Below are 26,131 nucleotides of genomic sequence, written 5' to 3' on the forward strand. Positions count from 1 at the left end.
CATACGAATCTCCGCCGAGAAACTTCCGGCACGAAGCCAAACAAGGATGAATCCTATTTAGCCGTACCATCGCAATTACCGGCAAAAGTCAGACCAGCATTTACGAATCCTTGTCCAGATTGGAAAAAGGGCACTTCCAGAGGAGAAAGCGATGCCAAATAATGCCTCCATTTCATTGCTAATTACCACGCTGGCCTATCTTTAATACAGAAAACCACCTTGTCGCAAATTGTGGTACCACTGGTGAAAATCTGCTACAAAGTGTGATCTGGTGTGTAGTTGCAATTCACCGCAGGTTGTGGTATTAAACCGCAACAATCGGCCCGCCGGCAGCTCCTCCCCGCTGGTACAATTTTTGGACAAAAGTGTTTCTCAAATCAAACGGCGGGGCCAGAATTCACGACCGGAAAACCACCCGGAAATGCCCTGAATCAAATAGAACAAAAAAAAGTAGAAATAGTTATATCGAACAATTTTTATAGTTCAATCGCGTCTATTTGGACATTTTTAAAATTAATGCGCATTACTTATTGAAATATTTGAAGAATAGTCGTAGACTTGTGGAACGGGACAATGAAAGTTGTTGCCAAGCCGTATCCGACACGTCGAAGCCTGTTTCACCCCGTACAACATACTCAACGTTACATACTCATGAAAAATCACTATCCTGGGCTACTGCCTAAGGCTCACCTGTGGACGGACGTCGTCTTACTGAACCTCTCGTTCTTTTTCGCCTACGTCTTCCGTTTCGATAACGGTGTCACGACGGTTTTTGAAAATCAGTATGTCAATCTGCTGCTGATGGCGAACCTCGTCTGGATCTTCACCATCTATCTGTTTAAAACCTACCGCTTCACACGGCTTTCCTACCACTTTAATACACAGATCACGAATGTGTTCAAGGCGGTGACGGTGCACGGAGCGATCATGATGGCATTCCTTTATCTGAGCAAGCAGGGTGAGGATTATTCACGGACCCAGTTCCTGCTCACCTACGGGCTTTTCGTAGTGCTGGCGGTAACGGCCCGTGCCGCCGCGGTACTGTTCCTGAAACTCTACCGCCAGGCCGGCTACAACTACAACCGCTATGGCATCGTCGGAAAAGGTGACCTGGCGGCATTGATCCGCGACTTTTATAACGATCGCAAAGAACTGGGCTACCGTTTTTCGGGCTCCATCGATTTGTCGGCACACAATAACTCCATTGCCCGTCTGGAAGCGATGGTGAAGGAAAAGCAGCTCGATTACCTTTATTGCTGCCTTTCCGAAATGAACGACGACCAGGTGCGCGAGATCATCCGCATCGGCGAACGCCAGCGCACACAGATACGCCTCGTACCCGACTTCCGCGGCTTCATGACCAACATGGCGACGATCGAGTACCATGATATGTACCCGATTATCCAGATCAATACCAAACCGTTTTCAAGCCTGAACGAACAGACCGTCAAACGTGCATTCGACCTGATCTTCTCGGTGATCGTGATGATCCTCGGTGCACCGGTATTCTTTCTTGTGTGGGCGGCGATCAAGATCACCTCGCCGGGACCTGTGTTCTTTAAGCAGCAACGTTCGGGCCGGTGGGGCGAGTTGTTCTACATTTACAAGTTCCGCAGCATGCGCGTCGATGCCGACAAAATGGGCTTGCAGCATTCTAAAGGTGACGACGATCCCCGCATTACGCCGATCGGCCGTATCCTGCGTAAATCGCGTCTGGACGAGCTTCCGCAGTTCATTAACGTACTGAAAGGCGAAATGTCCGTCGTAGGCCCCCGCCCGTTGTACAAATACGATGTGGACATGCTCATGGAAGCTGCGCCGCACGATTTCCAGCGCCTGCTGACCGTAAAACCAGGCATCACGTCGATCGGACAGATCAACGTAGGCTATGCGGACACGGTGGCGAAAAACGTGGAGCGCTTGAAATACGACCTGCAATATTTGAAATCATATAGTGTATTTGACGATGTCCAGCTAATTTTCAGAACCGTACAAGTAATGGTTCTTGGACGAGGCCAATAAAATTTCTTTGACAGTATCCACAACCTGAATGCAGACAAAAGGCGCCAAATGGCGCCTTTTGTCTTTTACACCCAGCAATCATTCTGACAGGACGCTACGGCATGCTTTTTTATTTATAGTAGAAATTCTAATTTTGTGTAACAAAACGTGTTATTAGAGTATAGAATTCCTAAGGAGATGATTAAGAGGGGTTTACAATTTTTTGGAACAGTGTGCCTGGTGTTGATCGGAATGACGGGCCTGCATGCACAACGGCGTACGCTGCTGACCGACCGCCAGACTTTCGGGCGGGTGAGTTATCCGAGTACGGCCACGATTACCGGCAACCAGGTGGATGGATACGTGAGCGTGAAGGGGAGCAACCGTTTTATATTTCCGGTCAGCGATAATTCCGTGTACCGCCCGTTTGCCGCAGCGGCCGACGGCACGCACGGGGCCTATTTTTCCGCGAACCCGGCCATTGCTACTACGACAAGCCATAAAGGCGGCAGCTATCCGCCGCTGCCGGCGGGCGCGCCATTCTCGCCCACGAGTAAGGATGCCAACATTGGCAAGGTTTCCAACCGCGAATACTGGGACATTAACGGCACGGTGGCGACAAAAATCACGCTCTCGTGGCACCTCGAAAGCGCCATGTCGTCTTTTGCGCCGGGCGGCAACCTGAACAAGGTGTACATTATCGGCTGGAACGGCTCGCGGTGGGTGAAGATTGCCTCGACCGTAGACGCGGTATCCTTGTTCGGCGGAGCGAGCAATCTCAGCGCCGGTTCAATGACCACCACGGCAGCCATTATCCCGAACACCTATATTGCCTATACGTTCGGGGCAGACTTGTCAGCAACACGCGAAATGGCGGCAGGAGCCGACAGCACCATTGCATTGAACGACGGTAGCGAACTGCTGAAACCCGAAAACAGTTCCCTGGACGAAACCGGTGTGACGGTGTTCCCAAACCCCGCCCGCGACCGCATATTCGTGCGCGGCAGCAGGCCGGTAAGCGAGGTATCGATCTTCGACCTGAATGGCCGGCGGATCATGTCGGCGAGCGGGGCCGGCGGCCGCGGGATTGATGTGAATGCCATTCCGGCCGGGATTTATATGGTGAATATCAAAGACGATAAAGGAAAAACTACTTCACGGAAAATAATAATCAACAAATAATACGCCCGTCCCTGAGGCATTCTTTAACTTTGCAACCAACGCATTACAAAAAATACTCAATGAAAATAGTTGTATTAGGTGCCTCAGGGCAGCTGGGAAGCTGTCTAAAAAAAGTCTCAACGGAACGTAACATTACCGATATCTCCTTCCCTTCCGAAGAACACGCCAATATCCTCGACAAGGATCTGCTCGACCAATTGCTGACAGCCGAAAAGCCCCGGTACGTGATCAACTGTGCTGCCTATACGGCCGTCGACAAAGCCGAGGACGATGTAGACACATGCCGGAAAGTGAACCGCGACGGCGCTGCGTATATTGCCGAGGTTTGCAAAAAACACGAGGCCGTGCTAGTCCATATTTCTACCGACTTCGTGTTCAAGGGAAATGTTCCCAAACTGCTCACTGAAACCGATCCGGCCGAACCGGAAAATATCTACGGCCTCACCAAAGTGGAAGGTGAAGCTGCGATCAGCGAAATCCTGCCGGAGCATTATACTATTCGTACGAGCTGGCTGTATTCGGAGTTTGGCAATAATTTCGTCAAAACCATGCTGCGCCTGGGCCGTGAGCGCGAGCAGCTGGGCGTGATCGTCGACCAGGTGGGCTCCCCTACCTACGCGATCGACCTGGCGAACACGATCCTGGACATCATCGGATCCGAAAATGCAGCCTACGGCATCTATCATTACAGCAACGAAGGCGTTACTTCCTGGTTTGATTTTGCGAAGGCCGTTTTCGACCTGAGTGAAACAACGGTGAAACTGAATCCCGTAAAAACATCGGAATACGTGACCCGCGCCGTGCGGCCCGCCTATTCGGTCATGGACAAGTCGAAAATCAAAACGACGTTCGACCTGGCCATTCCCTACTGGCGCGACAGCCTCGGCGTTTGCATCGACCGGCTGATCAACGAAACCGTCAGCTAGGCCTTTGATCAACGCAAAACTTTCACACCTTTGGGCGCATCGACGGATGATTTAATGGTGCCGTTCGCTTGTTTTTCATGGCGGATTTTCACCACGCCCATCGGGGTTGGATAAGTGCCTTCTACCCATTGCAGATCGCCGAGGTTGGGCTGAATGCGGATCGCCTTGCAGCCCGGCTCCACGATACTCACCCCCAGCACATGCTCCGAAAGCCATGAGGTAGGCCCCGACGCCCATCCGTGGCAAAGGCTGTGGCGCAGCTTTTTGTAACAATATGCCCCGAAATCACCGTGAATGTCGTCTTTGCCGTCGGGTACCAGCTCGTCGATCGGCGCGGCGTTCTTCGTCCACGCCAGGTCGAAATCTTCCCAGAAAGTGGTAGCACCCATATCGAGCATGCCGCCCCAATAGTTACGTATGCAGTTCAATGCGCCTTCGTAATCCCTCGCCTTCGCTTTGGCCTGCAGCATATAATATCCGTAGAATGTCGAGAACCGCTCGCAGTCGCCCACGGCGATCACCTCCGAATTGGCTTTTTCCGCGGGCATCAACCCGGCCAGGGCCATTAATGCGGCCGCTTGTTTGGAGCCATTGGCATCGGGCACGTACATTTTCATTTGCGTCGCCATCGTTTTGCAGCGCGTGGCCTGCGCAGGTTCGTCCAGGATCTGGCAAAGCTCCGCCCCGGCTTCGAGCGTCATGATCATCATCGCCTGCAGGCCCGCGTGAATGCCCTGCGGGTTTTCGCTCGAAGGCCAGTCGAGGAAGCGCGTGCCGTCGAGGGCTTCCTTATTATCCTTCGTTTTCTCCATCAGCTGGTCGAGCAATGCCACCAGGTAGCGCTGCTGTTTGCGCAAATAATCAAGATCCCCCTGATTTTTATACAAATCCCTGTGAATCAATATCCACCACATCGAATAGGCGCTGATGCCGTTCATCCAGCCCGGTAGCGGGGTAATGTCGCGGGCGTGGTCGAGACTTTTGGCTACTACTTCATTTTTCCCGAAAACGGTGTTGATCGTCATCACCTCCGGGTGCATGTCGCCTACCCACACGAGGCGGTCGCGCTTGATGCCATCCCAGAGGTATTCCTGCATATTCAAATGCACGGTGTAAGCGCCGGTGTTCCAGATCTGGTTCAGCCGGTCGTCGCTGCTTTTAAATGAGCCGAGATAGGGAATGTCGCGGTACTCGAAAATGGCGCGCACTTCTTTCAATTGCAGTTCATGTTCTGGGTCCACGAGGTCGATGCGGGCAAAGCGGAAGCCGGAGTTACCGACCTGCATTACCCCGAGCCAGGGCACCTGGACGGTAAAATCGCGCATAGCGTGGTCGTTGGTAGCGCCCCGGATGGTGTCGATCTCCGACATGGCCTCACTTACCGACTCGCCCAGCCGGATGCGGATGCGGATCGGCCGCTGGTCCGAGGGCTGGTCGGTAACAATTTGAATGCCGCCCTGTATTTCTTTTCCAAAATCGAATAGAATACCGGGCGTTTCGCCTTCCATGCTGATAAGCTTCGCAAAATTTTTGTGAACGAGGTCCGCCTGCCCGACGCCGGGTTTGAGCAAACTGGAAGCATCCACCACGCTGGTACCGCTGCGGTCGGACATCCACACGATCCGCTTCGGCGACAGGTACTGCCTGATCCGCGAATCCGGCTGAGCCTCGTAAGTGTTATCGAATATGGGCGGGAGCCGGGGGCCGGAAACCTCCTGGGCGAACACGCCGGCGGCAAGCATACAAAAGAGCGGTGAAAGGAAGGATTGGAAATTTTTCAGCATAGATAGTTTTGGTCGGGGATTGCAGTATTCCTGGAAAATAAATAATTATAAATTAGCGAACCAGCCTGTTCTGTCCTGTTTCCGCTCGCTGCCCATATGGCTACCGTTAACGCTTCGTTAACATTTTTACATGCTAAAAGTATGTCAAAACCGTTCTACTTTTGCTTGTGGTACAATACCCGGCCCATTTTTTAATACTAAACCGCTCAACCCGACCCATGATCATAAAAGAAAATAGCTCGCAGGACCGCGACGGGCTGCCCCCGTTTGTCAATAGCTGGAAACAGCTTTACATTCTTCTTATCGGCATGCTCGCATTGCAAATTGTCCTCTTCTATTTATTTATGACCCGTTTTCAATGAGCACACTCGACTGGATCGTTCTTTCGCTTACCCTTCTGTTTGTCGTTATCTATGGTATTTATCGCAGCCGCGAGAAGCATACCATGGACTCGTTCCTGCTCGCGGGGCAATCCATGCCCTGGTACCATGTAACACTCTCGCTCATGGCCACGCAGGCGAGCGCGATCACCTTTCTTTCGGCGCCGGGACAGGCTTATACCGATGGAATGCGTTTCGTACAGTTCTATTTCGGGCTGCCGCTGGCGATGGTGGTATTGTGCGTGACATTTGTTCCCAAATTCGGGAAACTTAAAATATTCACCGCCTACGAATTCCTCGAAGGCCGCTTCGACCTGCGCACACGGGCGCTCACGGCTTTTCTGTTCCTGTTGCAGCGCGGCTTGTCCACGGGATTGTCCATCTATGCGCCGTCGCTCATCCTTTCTGCCATTCTGGGCTGGGATATCACCTGGACAAACATCATTTCCGGCGGCATTGTGATCCTTTATACGACGCTCGGCGGTTCGCGGGCCGTTTCCCACACGCATTTGCAGCAGATGGCGATCATTACCGTGGGCATGGTCGTCGCGGGGATCATGGTGGTAAAGTTTCTGCCCGAACAGGTGTCGTTCAGCGACGCTTTGCACGTAGCCGGAAAGATGGGCAAAGTGAACCTGATCGACTTCACATTCGATTTGAATAACCGATATAATGTATGGTCGGGGCTTATCGGCGGTTTTTTTCTGCAGCTGTCCTATTTCGGCACGGACCAGTCGCAGGTGGGCCGATTCCTGACCGGGAGTTCGCAGGGACAAAGCAAGCTGGGCCTTGCCATGAACGGCTTGCTGAAAATACCGATGCAGTTCCTCATCCTGCTCGTGGGCGTGCTGGTATTCGCATTTTACCAGTTCACGACGCCGCCGCTGTTTTTCAACCAGACGGCCGTAGACAATGTCAAAACCACGCAGTATGCGGCCGAATACCGGGCATTGGAACAGAAACACGAGGAAATCCAGGCCGTGAAACGTCCGCAGGTGATGGCGCTCACGGAGGCCATCCGCCAGGACGACCAGCAAGCGATTGCCGCTTCGCGCAATATTCTCGCCGACCTGGAAAATAAGGTGAAGGAAGTGCGCAAAGAAGCCGCGGCGGTGCTGTCGAAAGCCAATGGCGGCGACACGAACGACGTGAACTACATTTTCCTGCGATTTGTGATCGATTACCTGCCGGTGGGCATGGTGGGATTGCTCATTGCGGTGATCCTGCTCGCATCGATGGGCTCGGTAGCTTCGGCGTATAACTCGCTGGCCTCTTGCACGATCATCGATATTTACAAGAGAATGATCCGCAAGGACGAGGATGGCCGGAACTACCTGGCGGCCTCACGCTGGGCCACGGTTTTCTGGGGCATATTCTGCATTGCCGTGGCGCAATATGCCTCGCGGCTGGGCAGCATGATTGAGGCGGTCAACATCCTCGGCTCGCTGTTTTACGGGACGATCCTCGGGATTTTCCTCGTCGCGTTCTATTTCAAAAAAATCGGGAGCCGCGCCGTGTTCTGGGGGAGCATCATCGGGGAAATTTTCGTGATCATCAGCTACATCATCGATCTGACGGCCTTTTTGTGGCTGAACCTGATCGGATGCGCGCTCGTGATCCTCTTTGCCTGGCTGATCGAGCAAGTATGGCCGCAGCGTGACCATGTAACCTCCTGATACCTTATGCGTAATTTTTACGCATTGGGAGCAGCATGGAATTGTACAGGAAAGCACAATTCTCTTTAAAAATGAAACATTTTAAAGAAAGTATAGTCCCCTACCCATTTTTTTCAAATATATAGGAAACTATTCCCGCATTTAAATCCTTAACAAGTACAATCGGACAACCGGATAGCTTATACGCAGACGGGTCATGTCACCGATTGTTTACAAAATATCTTAAACCTATTGGCCATGCTCACGCCGCTTGATCTTTTCCTTTCCGGCGTCACATCCCCGTTTTTTTCGACGGATAGTTGACGCCTCATCTTTCTTTTTTCCAATTGGTCACCTGTTTTCATCATCAGGCTGAAACACATTTCTCTCTATCCAAATCTAATTGTCACCTACATGAAGTATTGGTCTAAGCCACAAAAAACAACGCGTTTGGCGCTTAGCTCGGCATTCCTTTTATTGAACTTGCTCAGTACCGCCCTCGCACAGGGCATTCAGGACAGTAACCGGGAAGCGCCGGTCTTGGAGCAGGCAACGTTACAGGACGTGGTTGCCTACGCCATTAAAAACCAGCCAGTGATCCAGCAATCACTGATCGACGAGCAGATTACCGCTAACCAGGTCCGCGCCAAACTAGCCGACTGGTACCCGCAGATCGGCTTCAACTACAATTTGCAGCATAACTTTATTGTTCAGACGAGCATTATCGCCGGTAACCCCGTGAAGCTGGGCGTGAGCAACGTTTCTGCCGCGCAGTTCACATTGTCGCAGCAAATCTTTAACCGCGATGTGCTGCTCGCCAGACGTACCCGCGCCGACGTGCTGTTCGCAGCCGGCCAGAACACGGTAAACAACAAAACGGACCTGGCGGTGAATGTTTCCAAAGCATTCTACGACGTACTGGCCACGACGCAGCAGATCAAAGTCGCCGACGAGGACATTATCCGCCTCGAACGCAGCCTCAAAGACGCCCAAAATCAGTACAAATCGGGCATTACCGACAAGATCGACTACAAACGGGCGACGATTTCGCTGAACAACACCCGCGCCAACCGGAAGAGCAACGAGGAGGTGTTGAAGGCGAAGCTCGAATACCTGAAAACGCTCATGGGCTATCCGCTTACCAAGGCATTGCAGATCAGCTACGATACCCTGCAAATGGAACGGGAAATCAGCCTGGACACTTTGCAGAACGTAGACCTGAACGCGCGCATCGAATACCAGATCCTTGCAACGCAGAAAAAGTTGGCAGAGGCCAACGTGACCTACAACAAATGGAGCTACCTGCCCAACCTGTCGCTGAACGGTGCCTATAACCTCAACTTTCAGAACAACCAGTTTACAGACCTTTACAACAAGAATTATCCCAACTCATTCGGCCTGCTGACATTGTCGCTGCCTATCTACCAGGGAGGAAAACGCAAAGCCAACACCCGCCAGGCGGAATGGCAGCTCAAACGCCTCGACTGGGACCTGAAAGGCCTGCAAAACAATGTGAACTCGGAATATGCGGCCGCGTTGGCGAACTACAAAGGAAACCTTACGAACCTGCTTGCTCAAAAAGAGAATGTCGAACTGGCGCGTGAGGTGTACGATGTATTGCAGCTGCAATACAAATCGGGGATCAAAACCTACCTCGAAGTGGTGACTTCCGAAACCGACCTGCGACTGGCGCGTATCAACTATTATAATGCATTGTACCTGGTGCTGGCGAGCAAAATCGATGTTCAGAAAGCTCTCGGACAGATCAATGTCCAATAAGGTTTAGCCGACACGCGTCTGCGACCACACTTAACTCCTGCTTCCATTAGAAAATATTTTAATGATATGTTTTTAAATACAACCAAATATTATCCCGCTGCCCTGCTCGCACTGACGATCTTCTCCTGCGGTAAAAAAGATCAGCAACAGGCTCCCACCGCTCCGCCGGCCGTGAATGTGACTTTGACGGAAGTAAAATCCGCGGAAGCATCCTATTATGACGAATATCCGGGTACCGTGGTGCCCCTGAACGAAATCGAACTGCGCCCGCAGGTAACAGGCTTTGTGACGGGCATTCATTTCACGGACGGCGCACGCGTGCGTAAAGGCCAGCTGCTTTACACGATCGACGCGCAGCTTTACGACGCCAATTACGACCAGGCCGTGGCCAACCTGAATGTACAGGAAGCCAACATGGCCCGTGCCCAGAAAGACGCCGACCGCTACCACGAGCTCGAAAAGAACGATGCCGTAGCGAAACAACTCGTCGACAATGCAGACGCGGCATTGGAAGTCGCTAAAAGGCAGGTCGACGCTGCCAAGGCGAGCATTAAAGCCAGCCAGACGAGCGTGCGTTATACGAAGGTCACCGCGCCGTTCGACGGGGTGATCGGTATTTCTCAGGTGAAGGTAGGCGCGCCGGTTTCCGCCGGGCAGACGATCCTGAACACGGTGTCGACCGATAGCCAGCTGGCTGTCGATTTCAATGTGGACCAGAAGGAAATTTATCGTTTCACTTCATTGATGAAATCGCAAAAAGCCAGCGACTCGACCTTTTCGATCAGATTCGGAACGGAAGTTTATCCCGTCCATGGAAAGATCGCATTGCTCGACCGCGCCGTCGACCCGCAGACCGGTAGCATCAAAACCCGCCTCGTGTTCCCCAATAAGGACAATCAGCTCCGCGCCGGTATGAGCGGTACCGTGATGGTACTCAACAATGCCAGCGCGAAATCGCTGCTAATCCCTTACAAAGCCGTTACCGAGCAGCTGGGCGAGTTCTTTGTGTATGTGGCCGGCGACAGCAGCAAGGTTACGCAGCGCAAAGTGCAGCTGGGTACGGCCATCGGTCCGAATATCATTATCAAAGAGGGACTTAAAGAAGGTGAGAAAATTGCCGTGGAAGGCGTCCAGAACCTTCGTGAAGGGGCTGTGATCCAGGAAGCCGCGCCTGCACAGGCCGGTGCACCGACCCAGGGCGCCGCACCTCAGAAAAAATAAGCAGCCGGTTCCTTTTACTATTTCATAAACCAGTACGAAATGATTGCAGATGTTTTTATAAAAAGGCCGGTCACCGCGATAGTATCCTCGGTGGTGCTGGTCCTGGTAGGGTTGATAGCCCTTACCACCCTGCCAATTGCCCAATATCCCGACGTAACCCCTCCTACCGTGACGGTGAGCGGTACATTCACGGGCGCCGATGCGCAGACGGTCGAGCAGACGACCACTACCCCTATTGAAACGCAGATTAATGGTACGCCGGGCATGACCTACATGTCCAGCAACAGTACCAGCAGCGGGCAAAGCAGTATCAACGTCACATTCGACGTGGGTACGGACGTGAACATCGCGGCCCTGGACGTGCAGAACCGTGTGAGCGTGGCCGAGCCGACGCTTCCCGATGCGGTAAAACGCCTCGGTCTGACGGTACGGAAACGCCAGCCGAGCATTATGATCGCTTTGGCGCTCTACTCGCCCAACGGCACGCACGATGCGCAGTTTATCGGTAACTATGCCAACATTTACCTTAAAGACGCCCTTCAACGCGTGAAAGGGGTCGGTGATATCGTATCCCGTGCCGACGATTTCGGGATGCGTATCTGGCTGAACCCGGAGAAGCTGGCGACGCTGAAAATGACCCCGTCGGATATTTCGGCGGCATTGGCCGAGCAAAACTTACAGATCGCGGCCGGTACCGTGGGTGGTAACCCTCAGCCGAATGCACAGGCATTTGAATACAGCGTGCTCACCAACAGCCGGTTGAACACCAAAGAGCAGTTTGAAGACATTATCGTACGCTCCGACCCCGCACAGGGGAGCGTCGTATACCTGCGCGATGTGGCGCGTGTGGAGCTGGGTAAATTCGATTATGGTGTGAACGCATTCGTAAGCGGTAAGCCTGCGGCGTTCGTGCTGATTTACCAGGCTCCGGGCGCGAATGCGCTGGAAACCTATGAAGGCGTGATGAAAGCGCTGACGGAAATGAAAAAAACATTCCCGAAAGACATCGATTACGTCATCCCGACGGAAACCGCCACCGTGGTAAAAGTATCGATCGAAGAAGTATTGCACACATTCGCGGAGGCGATGATCCTCGTGGTGATCGTGGTGTTCCTCTTCCTCCAGAACTGGCGCGCGACGCTGATCCCCATCCTGGCGATCCCCGTTTCGCTGATCGGTACATTTATATTCTTCATACCGTTCGGCTTTACGATCAATACCCTGACGCTCTTCGCTTTCGTACTCGCGATCGGTATTGTGGTGGATGATGCCATTGTGGTGGTGGAAGCGGTGCAGCATTATATCGATGACAAGAAAATGTCGCCGAAAGCCGCTACCGTACAGGCGATGAAGGACATTTCCGGCCCGGTAATCGCGATCGCGCTCATCCTGGCGGCCGTATTCGTGCCGGTGAGTTTTGTACCGGGTATCGTGGGACGCCTTTACCAGCAATTCGCGATCACTATTGCCGTATCGGTATTGCTGTCGGCATTCGTGGCGCTTTCGCTTACACCTGCATTGTGCTCGATCATGCTCCGTCCTTCCAAAGGCGAGAATGATAAAAAGAATATGCTCGAAAAATTCTTCGACCGTTTCAACAAATGGTTCGATGGCCTTTCGCGCTCTTACACCCGTGGTGTTTCGAAATGGATCAAAGCGACGCCGCTGGTGCTGGTCATGATGGTCTGCCTTTTTGTGGGGTTATTCTTCCTGTTCAAAAACAAACCGTCGGGCTTTATTCCCGTGGAAGACGAAGGTCGTCTTTTCGTAACCTACGAAATGCCGGAAGCAACTTCTACCTCGCGTAACATCGCAATGATCAAGGACATTATGGAGCGCGTTTCTTCGATTCCCGAAGTACGCGTGGTGGGTGGTCTGGCCGGTTTGAACATCATTTCATTCTCTAACAAATCCAACACCGGTACCATGTTCGTGAACCTGCACCCGTGGGCCGACCGGAAAGGCGCCGAGCACCACGTACAGGCCGTGATCAAGGAAATCCAGAAACGCACGGGCGACATCAAGGAAGCACGCGTACTGGCCATTGCGCCGCCGGCGATCCCCGGCCTGGGTGCGACGTCCGGTTTTACCTTCCAGTTGCAGCAATCGACCAGTACGGACAATATCCAGCAGTTCGAAGGCGTGGTGCGCGAGTTTTTGGGCAGGGTCAACAAGCGCCCCGAAATCGCGATGGCCTATACCTTCTTTAATGCAAGGACGCCAAGTTACCAGATCGATGTGGACCGCGACAAAACGAAAAAACTGGGCGTTCAGGTTAATGATGTGTTCAACTCGCTCTCGACATTGCTCGGTAGCTCCTATGTGAACGACTTCAACCTCTACGGACGTAACTTCCGCGTGATGGTGCAGGCCGACAGCAGTTTCCGCGCCTCGCTCGACAATATCCAGAAGTTTTACGTCCGCAACCGTTCGGGCAATATGGTGCCGCTGAGTGCATTGGTGTCCACGAGAGTCGTTGAAAACCCTGCATTGATTTCGCACTATAACATTTATCGTTCGGTGGAGATCAACGGAACGCCGAAGCCCGGTTTCAGTAGCGGGCAGGCCATTACCGCATTGCGTGAGGAAGCGGCCAAACTTCCGGCCGGTTACAGCTACGAATTTTCAGGTATGAGTAGTGAGGAAATCAAGGCAGGTGACAGTACCACGACCATTTTCGCGATTTCCATCGTATTCGTATTCCTGTTCCTGGCAGCGCTCTACGAGAGCTGGTCGATCCCGTTCTCGGTACTATTTGCCGTGCCTATCGGCGCATTCGGCTCCATCCTGACGCTGACATTCCTGCCGAACTTGTCCAACAACATTTACGCTCAAATCGGTTTGATCACGCTGATCGGTCTCGCCGCGAAGAATGCGATCCTGATTGTGGAATTCGCCAAAGAACGGGTAGATAACGGAATGGAACTCGTAAAAGCGACCCTCGAAGCAGTACAGTTGCGTCTCCGGCCGATCATCATGACATCCCTCGCATTCATCCTCGGGGTATTGCCGCTTGCATTCGCCAGCGGCGCCGCAGCCGAATCCCGCAAAACGATCGGTTGGACGGTGTTTGGCGGTATGCTAGCGGCTACGTCCCTGGCGATCTTCGTCGTGCCGGTACTCTTCGTCGCGATCGAGAAAATTGCCACAGGCAAGAAAGGCCACCAGCCTACCCGGCCCGACAATCCTGCAAGCGCTCCGGCGCATTGATAGACATTGATAGCTATCGATATCCAATTGAAACGGCCCGGGGCATATGCTCCGGGCCGTTTTATGTGAATGGGTAACGTACCATTTTGTTTCCTATACGCTGACTGGGCTCACCTCTGTGTGCAGGTAATTTCAAATACACTGGTCAGCTTCAGGCAAGTGCCGGGTGAAAACAAAAAAGGGGTAAGCAACAATGCCTACCCCTTCCTGGTGTATTTTAAATGCTTACTTAGGCTTTACACGCGTGTAGTACAAAGAAAGCTCTACGCCTTTATTAGCGTTCTGCTGATCTCCCACCACGAGGCGATCGACACTCTGGGCATATTCCGTACCGGCATCCTTAAACGATCCGCTGGAACTGAATGTGCTGCTTCTGATAATCAAACCGCCCACGTCGCCGGTTTCGGAAGTCATGATTTCCGTCGCGTAGGAGCTGATGTCGAATTCGTAATATTCATCGTTGTTGATCAAATCTTTCACGTATCGGCTACGTACCGGTGTGGTACCGCCAAACATATACACCGGCAGCGGCGCACCGTTTCCGTCGGTGTAGAACTGGTTGTTCTGATCGACGCGGTATATGTAGAGGATCGGCGGAACGCGGAATATATTCGATACCGAAGCGCGAAGCGGCCTGATTCTCAGAATGGCCTTGTTAATAGCCGTGTACTGCGTGTATTTAAAATGGCGCAGGTAAGGCAGGTCCACGCGCATCATAATACCCGTGCCCGCCTGCATGTAAGCCGCGTTGGCCGACTGCGCAGAAGGCAATGAGGTCCGTTTGTTTGCAGGAATTTTCGCCAGCTGCGTACCCGTCGGATCGGCCACAATATGGTTGTAAGAGGCCGAAATCTGGAAGATCGTCGAATCCTTTTTGTACTCGCTCACCGAAGGCGTGTGGTAATGCAGCTGAACCGACGAGCTGTCCGCGTAAGTGCTTGCCCAGTGGAAACCGATTACCGGGCCATTGTCCGTCGCCGCCGGCATCATTACCATCCCTTTTACAAGGTTGATCCAGTCGGTATTGGACGTGAGCTGGTTGTTTTTAGCCAATGCAAAAATCTGCTTTCCCAACGTATCCGAAAGCCTGATTTTCAACAGGTTCGTAGTGGTCGGTCTGGGAACGATGGTCACCTTTCCGATGGGTGTCGGGTCATAGGCGGTGGTGTTGTGGTTCCAGTACGACGATTTTTCGAGAATGTCGGTAAGGAGGCGGTACACCGTCAGGTTCATCGGCTTGGTGGTGTCGCCGTAGCTGTACGTGTTATCGTAGCGGAGCGAGAGAATGAGCGAGTCGTATTCGGCTTCCTGCGCCACGCTGACGCCGCTTTCGCGGGTGGCCTGGAAGAAGTTCATGGTCCGGACCTTGCCGAAATATGGGTCTTTGAAAGTCCCGAAAAGCATCCGCGGGGAGCCGCCGGTCATGATGGAGTCGCTCCCGATGGTCGAAAGCCTGATCGTAACGGTATCGGAAGTAAGTACGGCGAAATCGTCCGGATCAGGTTGGGACAGGGATTTGATTTCATCCCCCCATTCACAAGCTGTGAGCGAAAAAGCAAACCCAATAATGATCAGAAGCTTATTGACTGTCGACGACCTCCCGAAGGAATATGACTTAAATTTCATTTAGAGCAAGAACAGTAAAAAGTGCAAAAATATCAGTTGCATTCTTAATTACAACATGATTGAACGATTTCGGACAAATAAGAAAGTAAAATCCGGTTTGCAACAAAAAACGGAATGGGCACGTAAGAGTTAACAAAGGCTTTTCAACACTTACGCCACCGGCACCCGATTAGTGGCAAACATGAAAAGAAACGTAAAAGTGGGGTGACTATTTTAAACCATTCGGGGTTGGAATGCATCCTGTGATGGATACGCGGCGGTTGCAGCGCAACAATGTAACCCGATACGCGTTGAAAGTAACTGACCGATTAAAGTTTTGGACAAAAAATTTCTGATTATTTTACTTAGCAGTATCAAGATGTTATGTTTGCAAAAAATTTAGCTTCCGGGTAAACCGGGCCCTATTATTACCCAATACTCATTTGTAACAATTCGTCAAACTATAATTTCATGTTTAATACCTTAAAAAAGACTTCGTTAGCCCTTCTTGTCGCTTCCAGCGCGTTGGTTCAGATGAGCTGCAGCAAAGACGATGATGCCGAAAAGCTCGGAAACTGGTTCAGAAAGGATTTGCCAAGCTTCGGAGGATCGATTCGTACCAATGCCGTGAGTTTTGTGATTGGCAGCGTAGGATACATTGGTACAGGTTACACAAACGAAACAGTTGCCAGGGTGAAAGATTTTTGGGCTTACAATGCCGAAAGACAAACCTGGTCTCAAATAACTCCATTCCCCGGAACCGGCCGGAACAACGCCACGGCATTCGTGCTGAAAGGCAAAGCATACGTAGGCGGTGGTTATGACGGCGTATTGACCGTCGATAACGGCTACAAAAAAGATTATTTCGAATACGATCCTGCTACCAACAAATGGAAAGCGATCGCCGACTTCGGTGGCGGTACCCGTCAGTTCGCTACATCATTCGTCGTGAACGACAGAGCGTATGTAGGTCTCGGTTTCAACGCCAGCAACTTCTACCAGGATTTCTACGAGTATAACCCTACCACCGACAAATGGACCGAAATGGCCACTTTCAAAGGTGGTAAGAGAACCGGCGCCATTTCCTTCACGATCGGCAGCACGGCTTATGTAGGTTTCGGTAAAAGCAACTCCGGAACTTCATTTAAAGACATGTACAGCTTCGACCCTGCCGGCAACGGCGGCGCCGGAAACTGGACCCGCGTAGATTTCGCGACCGGATTTGACCAGGATGCATTCCCGGCACGTGCTTATGGGTTGGCATTCGTAATCGATGGCAAATCGTACGTAGTAGGCGGCGAAGGCAGATCCGACGTTTGGGAATACGATCCGGGATCAAACGGCTGGACGGAAAGAGCATCATTCCCGAGCCAGAGAGGTTTCGCAGGTGGTTTTGTAGTAGGCAAAATCGGTTACCTCGGAACCGGTAGCTCACTTGGCAGCGGCGGTGGTACCGACGACTTCTGGGGCTTCGATCCGACACAAGCAATTAACGACGACGACGATCTGTGATCCGCAGGAAAAGCAGCATCATAATCATCTGTATACTGGCGACGGCCTTCGCAGCAGCGGTTTACCTTTTGTTCTTCAAAGGACAAAAGGTAAGCCAGAGCAGCGAAGGCCTTTCCCGTTTTAAGGTCGAAACGATCCGCCTGGAGCATGGCTGGGGTTATGTGGTCCGCCAGGACATGACGCCGGTGATCGAGCAGAAGGTCATTCCCGGCGTGCCGGGCGTAGACGGGTTCGCTACCGAGCTGGATGCGCGGAAAACCGGCGAGCTCGTCAGGCAGAAACTGGGCCGGGGGATATTCCCGCCGACGATCTCCACGCGCGAGCTCGACAGTTTGGGTGTGAAATACAATTGATGATCAAGGCTCTCCGGAGCCTTTTTTTATTTGACAATGTAAGTACCCATGATCGGGTAATGGTCCGAGTACTTCACCTGGGAAAATGTGGTAAAATCCAGCAGCGCCAGTTTTTCCTTTTGATAAAACTGGTTATCGATCCGGATGAAATATGGCAGGTGATTGTAGGTAAAGCCAAAGCCGTTACCCTTCTCTTCGAAACCGTTCCGCAGCGACTTCCGCAGCTTTCCGTAAATGTAGCTGTACGGCACCTCGTTGAAATCCCCGCAAACTACCACCGGGTACGGCGATTCGTCCACCCATTGCTGCAAAACCTTGTACTCCTCCGAGCGCATTTTAAATCCGTGTTTCATACGCCTGTACGTATCGCGCCCCTCGCGCTTGAAGCCGTCCATCTCTTTTTGGTGTACGAGTTTGCTCAGGCTCAAAGTCATCGAGTACAGATGCAGCGCTATGACACGCACGGTATCTCTCCCTACTTTCAGATCGGCCTGGATCATCCCGTTTTGCGCCAGGAACACAGTATCCTTCGCCGCCACAATGGGCAATTTCGAGAGGATCGCCAGGCCCCAGTAACTTTTGCCGTATTTGCGTTTGTAGAAATAGGCGGCGTTTTTATAACCCTTCTTTTTGAAATAAGTCCCGGTATCGAAGATCGTTTCGTCCTCGTCGTAATACTCAGGCATGCAAAGCACATCGGCACCGCTGTCGCCGATCCAGGTTTTCATTTCCTGAATATCCTTGCGTACCCGCTCCGTCCGCCAGTCGTCGTTTTTCTGGAAAACATGGACATTATAGCTCATGACGGACAGCTTCTTCTGCCCTTCGGTATCGATGTCCGTTTTTTCCTTGTTAAAACCGAATGTACGGGAATAGAACAGCCCGCCTCCGAGGACCAACAGCAGCGGCAGCACGGCCTTCTTTCTGTCGGCCACAAACCACACCGGGATGGATATGAGGTGCACGAGTACGACCGCCGGAAAGGACATCATCATAAAGCCTGCGAGCCAGCCGTCGGACGGCACCAGCAGTATGAGCGTGTAAATCAGCAGGGTATAAAGAGCAAAGCATTGATACAAAAACCACAGAAACTTCTTGATCCCCTTCATTGATTCAGAATAGCATTTTTTGGCAAAAATAGGGGATCGGTATGGATTTGGAAGACATCCGTTTATGTTTGTAGAAATGATAAAATAGTTTTATATTTGCATCCAATTCTATTTTGATCGATTGATTGAGGGGGTCTAAATCCCCTTTTTTATTTGTATAGCTTATACATGACCGTAAAGGAACATTTAGAAGTTTTACTGGCCCCGCTCCTGGAAGATGGAGATTGCTTTCTCGTTGACATTGTCATTAAACCGTCCAAGCTGAGCCAGAAAGTTACCATCCTGGTGGACAGCGATGAAGGGATCACGATCCAGCAATGCACGTCCATCAGCCGCAGGCTCGCGAAACAGCTCGAAGAACTGGACGTATTCGCAGAGGCATATACACTGGAAGTTTCTTCTCCCGGGCTGGACCAGCCGCTGCTGCTGCCACGCCAATATAGGAAGAACGTGGGCAGGAACCTTAAGATATCGTTGAAAAGCGGGGATGTAGTGCAGGGAACGCTGACAGAAGCCGGCGACGACAGCATTACGATCCAGCTGCCGGCTCCGAAGAAAAAGCCCAAAACACCGGTGGACGAAGCGTCGCTGGTGCGGCAGATCAGCCTGGCCGATATTTCCAAAGCACTGATCGAAATCTCGTTTAAATAGCTTCACAATGCCGGATTCGCGTTTCCGGGTTGGGATCAATTATATAATATGTATAACTTAGTATCAGCAAATATTCTTTAACATAGCAATGGATAGCGGAATATTAATTGAGTCATTCGCGGAGTTCGCAAGCTCTAAGAACATCGATCGTCCCACGATGATCAGTGTTTTGGAAGAGGTATTTCGTACTATGATTCGCAAGAAATATGGCACCGATGACAATTTTGATGTGATCATCAACCCTGAAAGCGGTGACCTTGAAATGTGGCGTACCCGTGAGATCGTGGACGATAATTCCGAGGATATCTGGGAATACAACAAAATACCGTTGAACGAAGCCCGCAAAATACAGAGTGACTTTGAGGTAGGTGAAGAAGTGGCAGAGGAAGTGAAGCTCGTGGAATTCGGTCGCCGCCTTGTACAAACCGCCCGCCAGACCCTGATCCAGAAGATCAAGGACATGGAAAAAGAGATCATGTATGAAAAATACAAGGATCAGGTAGGTGAAATGATCACCGGCGAAGTGTACCAGACATTGCGCCACGAAGTGATTATCGTGGATTCGGAAGGCAACGAACTTTCGCTTCCGCGTACGGAACAGATTTCGAAAGACCGTTTCCGCAAAGGGGAATCCGTGAAATCGGTGATCCATAAAGTGGAAATGAACAACGGCTCACCGAAGATCACCCTGTCGAGAACGTCGCCGGTATTCCTGGAAAGATTGTTCGAAGTAGAGATCCCGGAGATTTACGATGGAATCATTTCGGTGCGTAAAGTTGTTCGTGAACCAGGGGAACGTGCCAAAGTAGCCGTAGAATCCTACGACGACAGAATTGACCCGGTGGGTGCCTGCGTCGGGATGAAAGGCTCACGTATCCATTCCATTGTCCGTGAATTGGGTAACGAGAACATCGACGTTATCAACTACACCGACAACCTCGAACTACTCATCAGCCGCGCACTGAGCCCTGCGAAAGTAAGCTCCATGCAGATCGACCGCGACGCCAAGCGCGTATCGGTATTCCTTAAACCAGACCAGGTATCACTGGCAATCGGTAAAGGCGGCCAGAATATCAAACTCGCCGGTAAGCTGGTAGGCATGGAAATCGACGTGTTCCGCGATATCGAGGAACAAAACGATGAGGATGTCGATCTGACCGAATTCTCGGACGAGATCGACGAATGGATCATCGACGAGCTGCATAAGATCGGTCTGGATACCGCGAAAAGCGTTCTCGCTCTGAGCAAGGAAGAGCTGGTAAGACGGACCGACCTCGAAGAAGCGACCGTCGAGGAAGTTCTGGACATCCTTCGAAAAGAATTTGAATAATTAAAAACCGTGGACCTGTCCAAAGCAGCTCCGCAATCAATGCAAAACCTTATTCTACTAAATTGCTAATATGGCAGAAGATAAAATGATGCGCCTTAGCCAAGTGGCACGGATCCTCAACGTGGGTATTACTACGATCGTGGATCATCTGTCTGCCAAGGGGTATAAGGTGGAAAGTAACCCGAATACCAAAATTAATGCCGATCAAATCGAGTTTCTTGCCAAGGACTTCAAATCAAATGACCTGAGGTCTTCCCTGACGCATAAACCAACCCCTCCCCCTGTGGAAGCACCGATTGAAGTGAAGGAGGATAAGGTTAAAAGCGATGTGGAAGGAATTCTCTATTTCCGTAATGCACCGAAGGCGGAAGAAAAGCCGGCAGTGGAAGAAACTCCTTCCGCTTCCGAGCCGCAACCTGCTTTTGAAAATAAACTGCCGGGTATCAAGGTAGTAGGCAAAATCGATCTGGATGCGAAAAAGCCGGTTGTACAACAGCCTGCCGAACCGGAGGAACAACCTAAACCGGAAGCTCCGAAGGAACCTGTTGCCGAAGCACCAGCACCAGCGCCCGTACAGAAGGAAGAAGTGAAACCGGCGCCCGTACAGCCCGAACCCGTGAAAGAGGCTCCGGTGGAAGCTCCTGCTCCTGCCAAAGAGGCAACCCCTGTGGCGGCGACCCCTGTGGCGGAAGCACCGGCGAAAGAAGAGCCGCGTCCCGCAGAACACGCAGCAAGCAAACCGGCTGCACCTGCTGAACCGAAAGAGACAGCACCGGTAGCCGAAAAACCTGTGGCAGCAGCACCCGCTGCACCGGAAACGACCAACACCAGCGAAGAACAGCCAGCCGGCAGTTCGGAACTGATCGAGGCACGCGGTGAGCAACTCAGAGGATTGAGGGTAGTTGGAAAAATCGAACTGCCTACGAATAAAAAGAAAGATCCGGTAGCTTCCAGCGATAACGCCGCCGACAAAAAACGCCGCAGAAAAAGAAAAAGAATCCGCGACGGCGCAGCAGGCCCCGGCGAAAACCGCCCTGCCGATGCCAATGCAACACCAGGCGCAACCAATACCACCACTACCAACACCAGCGGTACGGATGCAAACCGCAGCCGTCCGAATACCCCAGGCAGCAACACGCAGGGCGGCAACCAGCAAGGTGGCGGTCAGCGGCCAGCACAAGGCGCGGGCAACCGTGGTGGTAACAACAGCAACAATAACCGCAGAGGCGGACGGCGCGAGGAGGTTTCCGACAAGGAAGTGGCGGACAATATCAAAGCCACAATGGCACGTATGGGCGGTGGTAACACCAAAGGTATGGCCAGAGGCAAAGGACGTCGCCGCGACCGCGGAGATCAGAACGATCCGAACGGCTTCGGGGATGAAGAAACAAAAGTATTGCGCGTAACCGAGTTCGTGTCTGCCAACGACCTTGCGTCGTTGATGGACGTGACGGTGCAGGAAGTCATTTCCGTGTGTATGTCAATGGGTATGTTCGTATCCATTAACCAGCGCCTCGATGCGGAAGCGATTACATTCATCGCCGACGAGTTCGGTTTTGAAGTAGCCTTCATCTCAGCGGAAGAAGAAGTACAAAACGACGTTACCGAGGAAGTGGACGACGAGGCGAGCCTTATAGAAAGAGCGCCGATCGTTACCATCATGGGTCACGTCGACCACGGTAAAACATCGCTTTTGGACTACATCCGCCAGGAAAACGTGGCGAGCGGCGAGGCCGGCGGTATCACGCAGCACATTGGTGCATACAGCGTGAAAACGAAAACAGGCAAGCCGGTAACATTCCTCGATACACCAGGTCACGAGGCATTTACGGCGATGCGTGCCCGCGGTGCGAAAATTACCGACGTCGTTATCATCGTGATCGCGGCCGACGACAGCGTCATGCCGCAAACCCGCGAGGCGATCAACCACGCCCAGGTAGCCGGTGTACCGATTGTATTTGCATTCAGTAAAGTAGACAAGCCAGGCGCGAACACGGAGAAAATCCGCGAAGAGCTGGCGAATATGAACCTCCTGGTAGAAGAATGGGGCGGTAAATACCAAACCCAGGAAATCTCTTCCAAATCAGGTCTCGGTATCGACGAGCTGCTTGAAAAAGTACTCCTCGAAGCAGAATTGCTTGAATTGAAAGCCAATCCGAACCGTCGTGCGGTAGGAACGGTCGTAGAAGCATCGCTCGACAAGGGCCGCGGCTACGTGACGACCATCCTCGTTCAGACTGGTACATTGAAAGTGGGTGACGTAGTATTGGCAGGCGCACACTTCGGTAAAGTGAAAGCGATGACCGATTACCTCGGTAAACGCCTCAAAACGGCAGGGCCATCCACACCGGTGCAGCTGCTCGGTTTGAATGGTGCGCCGCAGGCAGGTGACCGCTTCAATGTATTCGAAAACGAGCGCGACGCCCGTGACATCGCTACAAAACGCGAGCAGATCCAGCGCGAGCAGTCAATCCGTACCCGCAAGCACATTACGCTCGAAGAGATCGGCCGTCGTAAGGCGATCGGTACCTTCCGCGAATTGAACCTCATCGTAAAAGGTGACGTGGATGGTTCGGTAGAAGCACTTTCGGATTCATTGCTGCAACTTTCCACCTCCGAAGTTCAGGTTAATATCATCCACAAAGCGGTGGGTCAGATTTCCGAATCGGATGTGAACCTTGCGATTGCTTCCGATGCGATTATCGTCGGATTCCAGGTTCGCCCTTCTTCGAATGCGAAGAAAATGGCCGAGCAGGATCAGATCGAGATCCGCCACTACTCGGTGATCTACCAGGCGATCGAAGAGATCAAAGATGCGATGACCGGTATGTTGGCTCCGACGATCGAAGAGATCATCACCGGAAACATCGAAATCCGCGAGGTATTCAAAATCAGCCGCATCGGTACCATTGCCGGTTGCTACGTAACGGATGGTTATGTGAAACGTAATAATAAAATCCGCGTGGTACGCGACGGTATCGTACTCTATACCGGTGAAATCGACTCGCTGAAACGTTATAAAGATGATGTTCAGGAAGTGAGAAACGGTTACGAATGTGGTTTGAGCATCAAAAATTACAACGACATCGAAATCGGCGATATCATCGAAAGCTTCGAATTGCGTGAAGTAAAGCGGACACTTTAATCCGTTCCCCAATACAGCAAAAGCCTGCCCCAGCAATGAGGCAGGCTTTTTTAATGCCTTAAAAACTACTCCGCCGCTACGCCCAGCCTTTCCTTTACGTCGGTCAGAAGTTCGCAGCAGGCCGCGTACAATTCCCGGTTTCCCAGATTGATCTTCCAGAGATAAGCATCCACCTCGCGCGCATACACCCGTGCGAATCCCGGATCATGTTCGGCGAGAGAAAGCATATTATCGATGATGTCGGCATACTTCACAGTCTGCGCAATGGGTCGCGACGCGATAATGCGCACGCCTTCCAGCTCCTTGCGCTGCGCCCGGTTGAGGGACGGGTACTTCTCGCAGGTATATTTATCCGTCAGATCGTCCACACCGGCCAGGATCACCTCGTCTTCGTCGATATTATAGCCGAGGCTCATCAGTTTATGAGAGAGGTCGGCGAGCGAGCATTCCGTATCCTCGATGAGATCATGGCAAAGGGCGATTTCCGTTTCATAGCCACTTCCACGGTATGGGTCCACGCGATCGGCAACGCTGAGCAGATGCGTGTAATAGGGCGCGCCGGTATACTTCCGTTTCTGCTCGCCGTGCATTTCTTTCACAAAATCAAATAGCGCCCACTGACGCTCCGTCAATTCCAGCATATAAAAACAATCCAGAAATTCAAAATAGCATAACGCTTGGTCTTTTTAAAATAACAATAAAACTTCAGTTATTAAAATTATTGGCTGGAAACAAGCGAAATATCGCATTCGTTTTTCACAACAATTGAGGATTGAATTAGATATTGCGGCGAGGGTATAAAAGAAAAAGGCTTGCATATCCGTGATATACAAGCCTTCTGGTAAGTGGTAGGACGTAGCGGGTTCGAACCGCTGACCTCCGCCCTGTCAAGGCGGCGCTCTGAACCAGCTGAGCTAACATCCTGCATCTTGGCCGTGTCCGGTTGAGGATGCGATATTATATCAATTTTCGTTACGATCCAATTCGAAATGATAAACTTTCCGGGACGGGATGCGGTACAAAAGCACCAGCCCTATGACGAATATGATCAGCAATGCAAGAATGCTATTGCGCATGCTGCCCGTCACCTGCTCGACCGTGCCATATATAAAAGTACCGATCACGATCGCCAGCTTTTCGGTCACGTCGTAAAAACTGAAATAGGAAGCGGTGTCAGCAATGTTCTCAGGGATCAGTTTGGAATAGGTGGATCGCGAAAGCGACTGAATGCCGCCCATGACCATCCCTACCGTGCAGGCAATCATGTAAAATTCCATGGCTTCCGTCGTGTAATAAGCCCCCGTGCAAATGCCGATCCAGATCGCGACGCCGATCATCAATGCATAAATATTCCCGATCTTGCCCGACAGCCATGCGAATGTGTAAGATCCCGCAATACCTACCAGCTGAATGAGCAGCACCGTAATAATGAGGCTTTGCGAAGGCAATTTCAGCTCGGTAGCCCCAAAAATAGTCGCTACGTACATGACCGTGCGCAGGCCCATCGTATAAATGAAGAATGCCGTGAGGAACTTGGCCAGATAAGGCTGCTCGCGCAGGCGCCCGAACACCTTCCGCAACTCCTTGAAGCCGTGGAAGATCCAGTTGCCGCTCTTCTCTTTGTCCGCATTACCGGAAGGCAGATAATAGAACGGGATTTGCGCAAACAGTATCCACCACAGCCCCACCGTGAAAAACGATATCCGCGCCGGCAGCGATTTTTGCGTAATGCCGTAAAACTGTGGCGCCAGGATCATGCTGAGGTTGAACAAAAGCAATAACACACTACCCAGGTAACCCAATGAAAAACCCCGTGCGCTATACTGGTCAAACCGGTCCTCGGTGGCGATTTCGGGCAAATAAGAGTCATAAAAAACAATGCTCCCGCTCCATCCGACGAGGCTGAGGCCGAACAGGAAGACGCCGGAAATGAGTGTCTCCTTCGTGAAAAAATAGAGCAGCATGCAGCTGATGGCACCGGTATAGCAGAAGAATTGCATAAACCGCTTTTTCTTGCCGGTAAAATCGGCGATGGCGGTGCAAATGGGCACCAGCAGGGCCGTAATGAGGAACGAAACGGAGACAGTATAGGAGAAGAGCACCGAACTTTTGATCTGCATCCCGAAAAAATTAACTTCGGGCGTACCGGAAGCGCTTAGTGCCGTGGCGCTGAAATACACGGGGAAAATGCTGGAAACGATTACCAATGCGTGCACCGAGTTGGCCCAGTCGTACATACACCACGCATTGATCACAGAGGGAATATTCTTTTTCATTCAAAAAAATTT

The 26,131-nt window shown here is 51.8% G+C and carries 18 protein-coding genes and 1 tRNA gene; 13 read left to right on the forward strand and 6 right to left on the reverse strand.

Going from position 1 to position 26,131, the window contains the following annotated elements; genetic code table 11:
* Positions 1–651: 651 nt before the first annotated feature.
* The 3 genes from H144_RS0121870 (at position 652) to rfbD (ending at position 4,109) form a co-directional block, all read left to right on the forward strand.
* The gene (locus tag H144_RS0121870; RefSeq protein ID WP_019944251.1) at positions 652–2,022 is read left to right on the forward strand and encodes a sugar transferase; all 1,371 of its coding nucleotides are present in this window, start codon (positions 652–654) and stop codon (positions 2,020–2,022) included.
* A gap of 177 nt (positions 2,023–2,199) precedes the next feature.
* Positions 2,200–3,183 (forward strand): T9SS type A sorting domain-containing protein, encoded by a 984-nt coding sequence (locus H144_RS0121875; RefSeq protein ID WP_084599997.1) that lies wholly within the window; start codon positions 2,200–2,202, stop codon positions 3,181–3,183.
* A 59-nt stretch (positions 3,184–3,242) separates the two neighbouring features.
* Positions 3,243–4,109, forward strand: coding sequence for a dTDP-4-dehydrorhamnose reductase (gene rfbD, locus H144_RS0121880; protein WP_019944253.1), 867 nt, complete (start codon positions 3,243–3,245; stop codon positions 4,107–4,109).
* Between the two features lie 8 nt (positions 4,110–4,117).
* On the opposite strand, the gene H144_RS0121885 is transcribed toward rfbD, so the two are convergent.
* Positions 4,118–5,893, reverse strand: a complete 1,776-nt coding sequence (locus H144_RS0121885) for an alpha-L-rhamnosidase-related protein (protein ID WP_019944254.1) — start codon at positions 5,891–5,893, stop codon at positions 4,118–4,120.
* 218 nt (positions 5,894–6,111) lie between these two features.
* Between H144_RS0121885 and H144_RS34625 the strand changes: the two genes are divergently transcribed.
* The 5 genes from H144_RS34625 to H144_RS0121910 all read left to right on the forward strand — a co-directional run bounded on the left by H144_RS34625 (position 6,112) and on the right by H144_RS0121910 (position 14,138).
* Positions 6,112–6,255, forward strand: coding sequence for a hypothetical protein (locus H144_RS34625; protein ID WP_012779664.1), 144 nt, complete (start codon positions 6,112–6,114; stop codon positions 6,253–6,255).
* A complete protein-coding gene (locus tag H144_RS0121895; RefSeq protein WP_019944255.1) occupies positions 6,252–7,949 on the forward strand; it encodes a sodium:solute symporter family protein in 1,698 nt (565 codons plus the stop codon). Before H144_RS34625 ends, H144_RS0121895 begins: the two co-directional genes overlap by 4 nt.
* Before the next feature lie 393 nt (positions 7,950–8,342).
* The gene (locus H144_RS0121900; RefSeq protein WP_019944256.1) at positions 8,343–9,707 is read left to right on the forward strand and encodes a TolC family protein; all 1,365 of its coding nucleotides are present in this window, start codon (positions 8,343–8,345) and stop codon (positions 9,705–9,707) included.
* A 66-nt stretch (positions 9,708–9,773) separates the two neighbouring features.
* Complete coding sequence (locus H144_RS0121905) at positions 9,774–10,928, forward strand: efflux RND transporter periplasmic adaptor subunit (protein WP_019944257.1); 1,155 nt, start codon at positions 9,774–9,776, stop codon at positions 10,926–10,928.
* Between the two features lie 39 nt (positions 10,929–10,967).
* Complete coding sequence (locus H144_RS0121910; protein WP_019944258.1) at positions 10,968–14,138, forward strand: efflux RND transporter permease subunit; 3,171 nt, start codon at positions 10,968–10,970, stop codon at positions 14,136–14,138.
* A 225-nt stretch (positions 14,139–14,363) separates the two neighbouring features.
* Here H144_RS0121910 and H144_RS0121915 read toward each other — a convergent pair whose 3' ends face one another.
* Positions 14,364–15,764 (reverse strand): DUF4270 family protein, encoded by a 1,401-nt coding sequence (locus tag H144_RS0121915; protein ID WP_019944259.1) that lies wholly within the window; start codon positions 15,762–15,764, stop codon positions 14,364–14,366.
* Positions 15,765–16,214: 450 nt separating this feature from the next.
* Here H144_RS0121915 and H144_RS0121920 point away from each other — a divergent pair, with 450 nt between their 5' ends.
* A complete protein-coding gene (locus H144_RS0121920; protein ID WP_026350903.1) occupies positions 16,215–17,255 on the forward strand; it encodes a Kelch repeat-containing protein in 1,041 nt (346 codons plus the stop codon).
* Positions 17,252–17,608 carry a DUF4907 domain-containing protein gene (locus tag H144_RS0121925; RefSeq protein ID WP_019944261.1) on the forward strand — a complete coding sequence of 119 codons (357 nt, stop codon included), beginning with the start codon at positions 17,252–17,254 and terminating at the stop codon, positions 17,606–17,608. The genes H144_RS0121920 and H144_RS0121925 overlap by 4 nt, the downstream gene beginning before the upstream one ends.
* A gap of 26 nt (positions 17,609–17,634) precedes the next feature.
* Here H144_RS0121925 and H144_RS0121930 read toward each other — a convergent pair whose 3' ends face one another.
* Positions 17,635–18,717 (reverse strand): endonuclease/exonuclease/phosphatase family protein, encoded by a 1,083-nt coding sequence (locus H144_RS0121930; RefSeq protein WP_019944262.1) that lies wholly within the window; start codon positions 18,715–18,717, stop codon positions 17,635–17,637.
* A 168-nt stretch (positions 18,718–18,885) separates the two neighbouring features.
* On the opposite strand from H144_RS0121930, the gene rimP reads away from it, so the two are divergent.
* From rimP to infB, 3 genes are all read left to right on the forward strand, one after another.
* Positions 18,886–19,368, forward strand: a complete 483-nt coding sequence (rimP, locus tag H144_RS0121935; protein WP_019944263.1) for a ribosome maturation factor RimP — start codon at positions 18,886–18,888, stop codon at positions 19,366–19,368.
* Between the two features lie 88 nt (positions 19,369–19,456).
* Positions 19,457–20,698 carry a transcription termination factor NusA gene (gene nusA / locus H144_RS0121940; RefSeq protein ID WP_026350904.1) on the forward strand — a complete coding sequence of 414 codons (1,242 nt, stop codon included), beginning with the start codon at positions 19,457–19,459 and terminating at the stop codon, positions 20,696–20,698.
* A gap of 70 nt (positions 20,699–20,768) precedes the next feature.
* A complete protein-coding gene (gene infB / locus H144_RS0121945) occupies positions 20,769–23,843 on the forward strand; it encodes a translation initiation factor IF-2 (RefSeq protein WP_019944265.1) in 3,075 nt (1,024 codons plus the stop codon).
* Positions 23,844–23,908: 65 nt separating this feature from the next.
* Here the strand turns inward: infB and H144_RS0121950 are convergent, their stop codons facing one another.
* The 3 genes from H144_RS0121950 to H144_RS0121960 form a co-directional block, all read right to left on the reverse strand.
* Positions 23,909–24,484, reverse strand: a complete 576-nt coding sequence (locus H144_RS0121950) for a hypothetical protein (protein ID WP_019944266.1) — start codon at positions 24,482–24,484, stop codon at positions 23,909–23,911.
* A gap of 205 nt (positions 24,485–24,689) precedes the next feature.
* Positions 24,690–24,767 (reverse strand) — tRNA-Val (locus H144_RS0121955).
* Positions 24,768–24,805: 38 nt separating this feature from the next.
* Complete coding sequence (locus tag H144_RS0121960; protein ID WP_019944267.1) at positions 24,806–26,119, reverse strand: MFS transporter; 1,314 nt, start codon at positions 26,117–26,119, stop codon at positions 24,806–24,808.
* Positions 26,120–26,131 lie beyond the last annotated feature (12 nt).

This window comes from Dyadobacter beijingensis DSM 21582, assembly GCF_000382205.1.
GTDB lineage: Bacteria > Bacteroidota > Bacteroidia > Cytophagales > Spirosomataceae > Dyadobacter > Dyadobacter beijingensis.

Excerpts from the sequence above, each read along its gene's own strand:
- H144_RS0121870 (WP_019944251.1), top strand. The coding sequence starts at position 652 with ATGAAAAATCACTATCCTGGGCTACTGCCTAAGGCTCACCTGTGGACG.
- H144_RS0121875 (WP_084599997.1), top strand. The coding sequence starts at position 2,200 with ATGATTAAGAGGGGTTTACAATTTTTTGGAACAGTGTGCCTGGTGTTG.
- rfbD (WP_019944253.1), top strand. The coding sequence starts at position 3,243 with ATGAAAATAGTTGTATTAGGTGCCTCAGGGCAGCTGGGAAGCTGTCTA.
- H144_RS0121885 (WP_019944254.1), bottom strand. The coding sequence starts at position 5,893 with ATGCTGAAAAATTTCCAATCCTTCCTTTCACCGCTCTTTTGTATGCTT.
- H144_RS34625 (WP_012779664.1), top strand. The coding sequence starts at position 6,112 with ATGATCATAAAAGAAAATAGCTCGCAGGACCGCGACGGGCTGCCCCCG.
- H144_RS0121895 (WP_019944255.1), top strand. The coding sequence starts at position 6,252 with ATGAGCACACTCGACTGGATCGTTCTTTCGCTTACCCTTCTGTTTGTC.
- H144_RS0121900 (WP_019944256.1), top strand. The coding sequence starts at position 8,343 with ATGAAGTATTGGTCTAAGCCACAAAAAACAACGCGTTTGGCGCTTAGC.
- H144_RS0121905 (WP_019944257.1), top strand. The coding sequence starts at position 9,774 with ATGTTTTTAAATACAACCAAATATTATCCCGCTGCCCTGCTCGCACTG.
- H144_RS0121910 (WP_019944258.1), top strand. The coding sequence starts at position 10,968 with ATGATTGCAGATGTTTTTATAAAAAGGCCGGTCACCGCGATAGTATCC.
- H144_RS0121915 (WP_019944259.1), bottom strand. The coding sequence starts at position 15,764 with ATGAAATTTAAGTCATATTCCTTCGGGAGGTCGTCGACAGTCAATAAG.
- H144_RS0121920 (WP_026350903.1), top strand. The coding sequence starts at position 16,215 with ATGTTTAATACCTTAAAAAAGACTTCGTTAGCCCTTCTTGTCGCTTCC.
- H144_RS0121930 (WP_019944262.1), bottom strand. The coding sequence starts at position 18,717 with ATGAAGGGGATCAAGAAGTTTCTGTGGTTTTTGTATCAATGCTTTGCT.
- rimP (WP_019944263.1), top strand. The coding sequence starts at position 18,886 with ATGACCGTAAAGGAACATTTAGAAGTTTTACTGGCCCCGCTCCTGGAA.
- nusA (WP_026350904.1), top strand. The coding sequence starts at position 19,457 with ATGGATAGCGGAATATTAATTGAGTCATTCGCGGAGTTCGCAAGCTCT.
- infB (WP_019944265.1), top strand. The coding sequence starts at position 20,769 with ATGGCAGAAGATAAAATGATGCGCCTTAGCCAAGTGGCACGGATCCTC.
- H144_RS0121950 (WP_019944266.1), bottom strand. The coding sequence starts at position 24,484 with ATGCTGGAATTGACGGAGCGTCAGTGGGCGCTATTTGATTTTGTGAAA.
- H144_RS0121960 (WP_019944267.1), bottom strand. The coding sequence starts at position 26,119 with ATGAAAAAGAATATTCCCTCTGTGATCAATGCGTGGTGTATGTACGAC.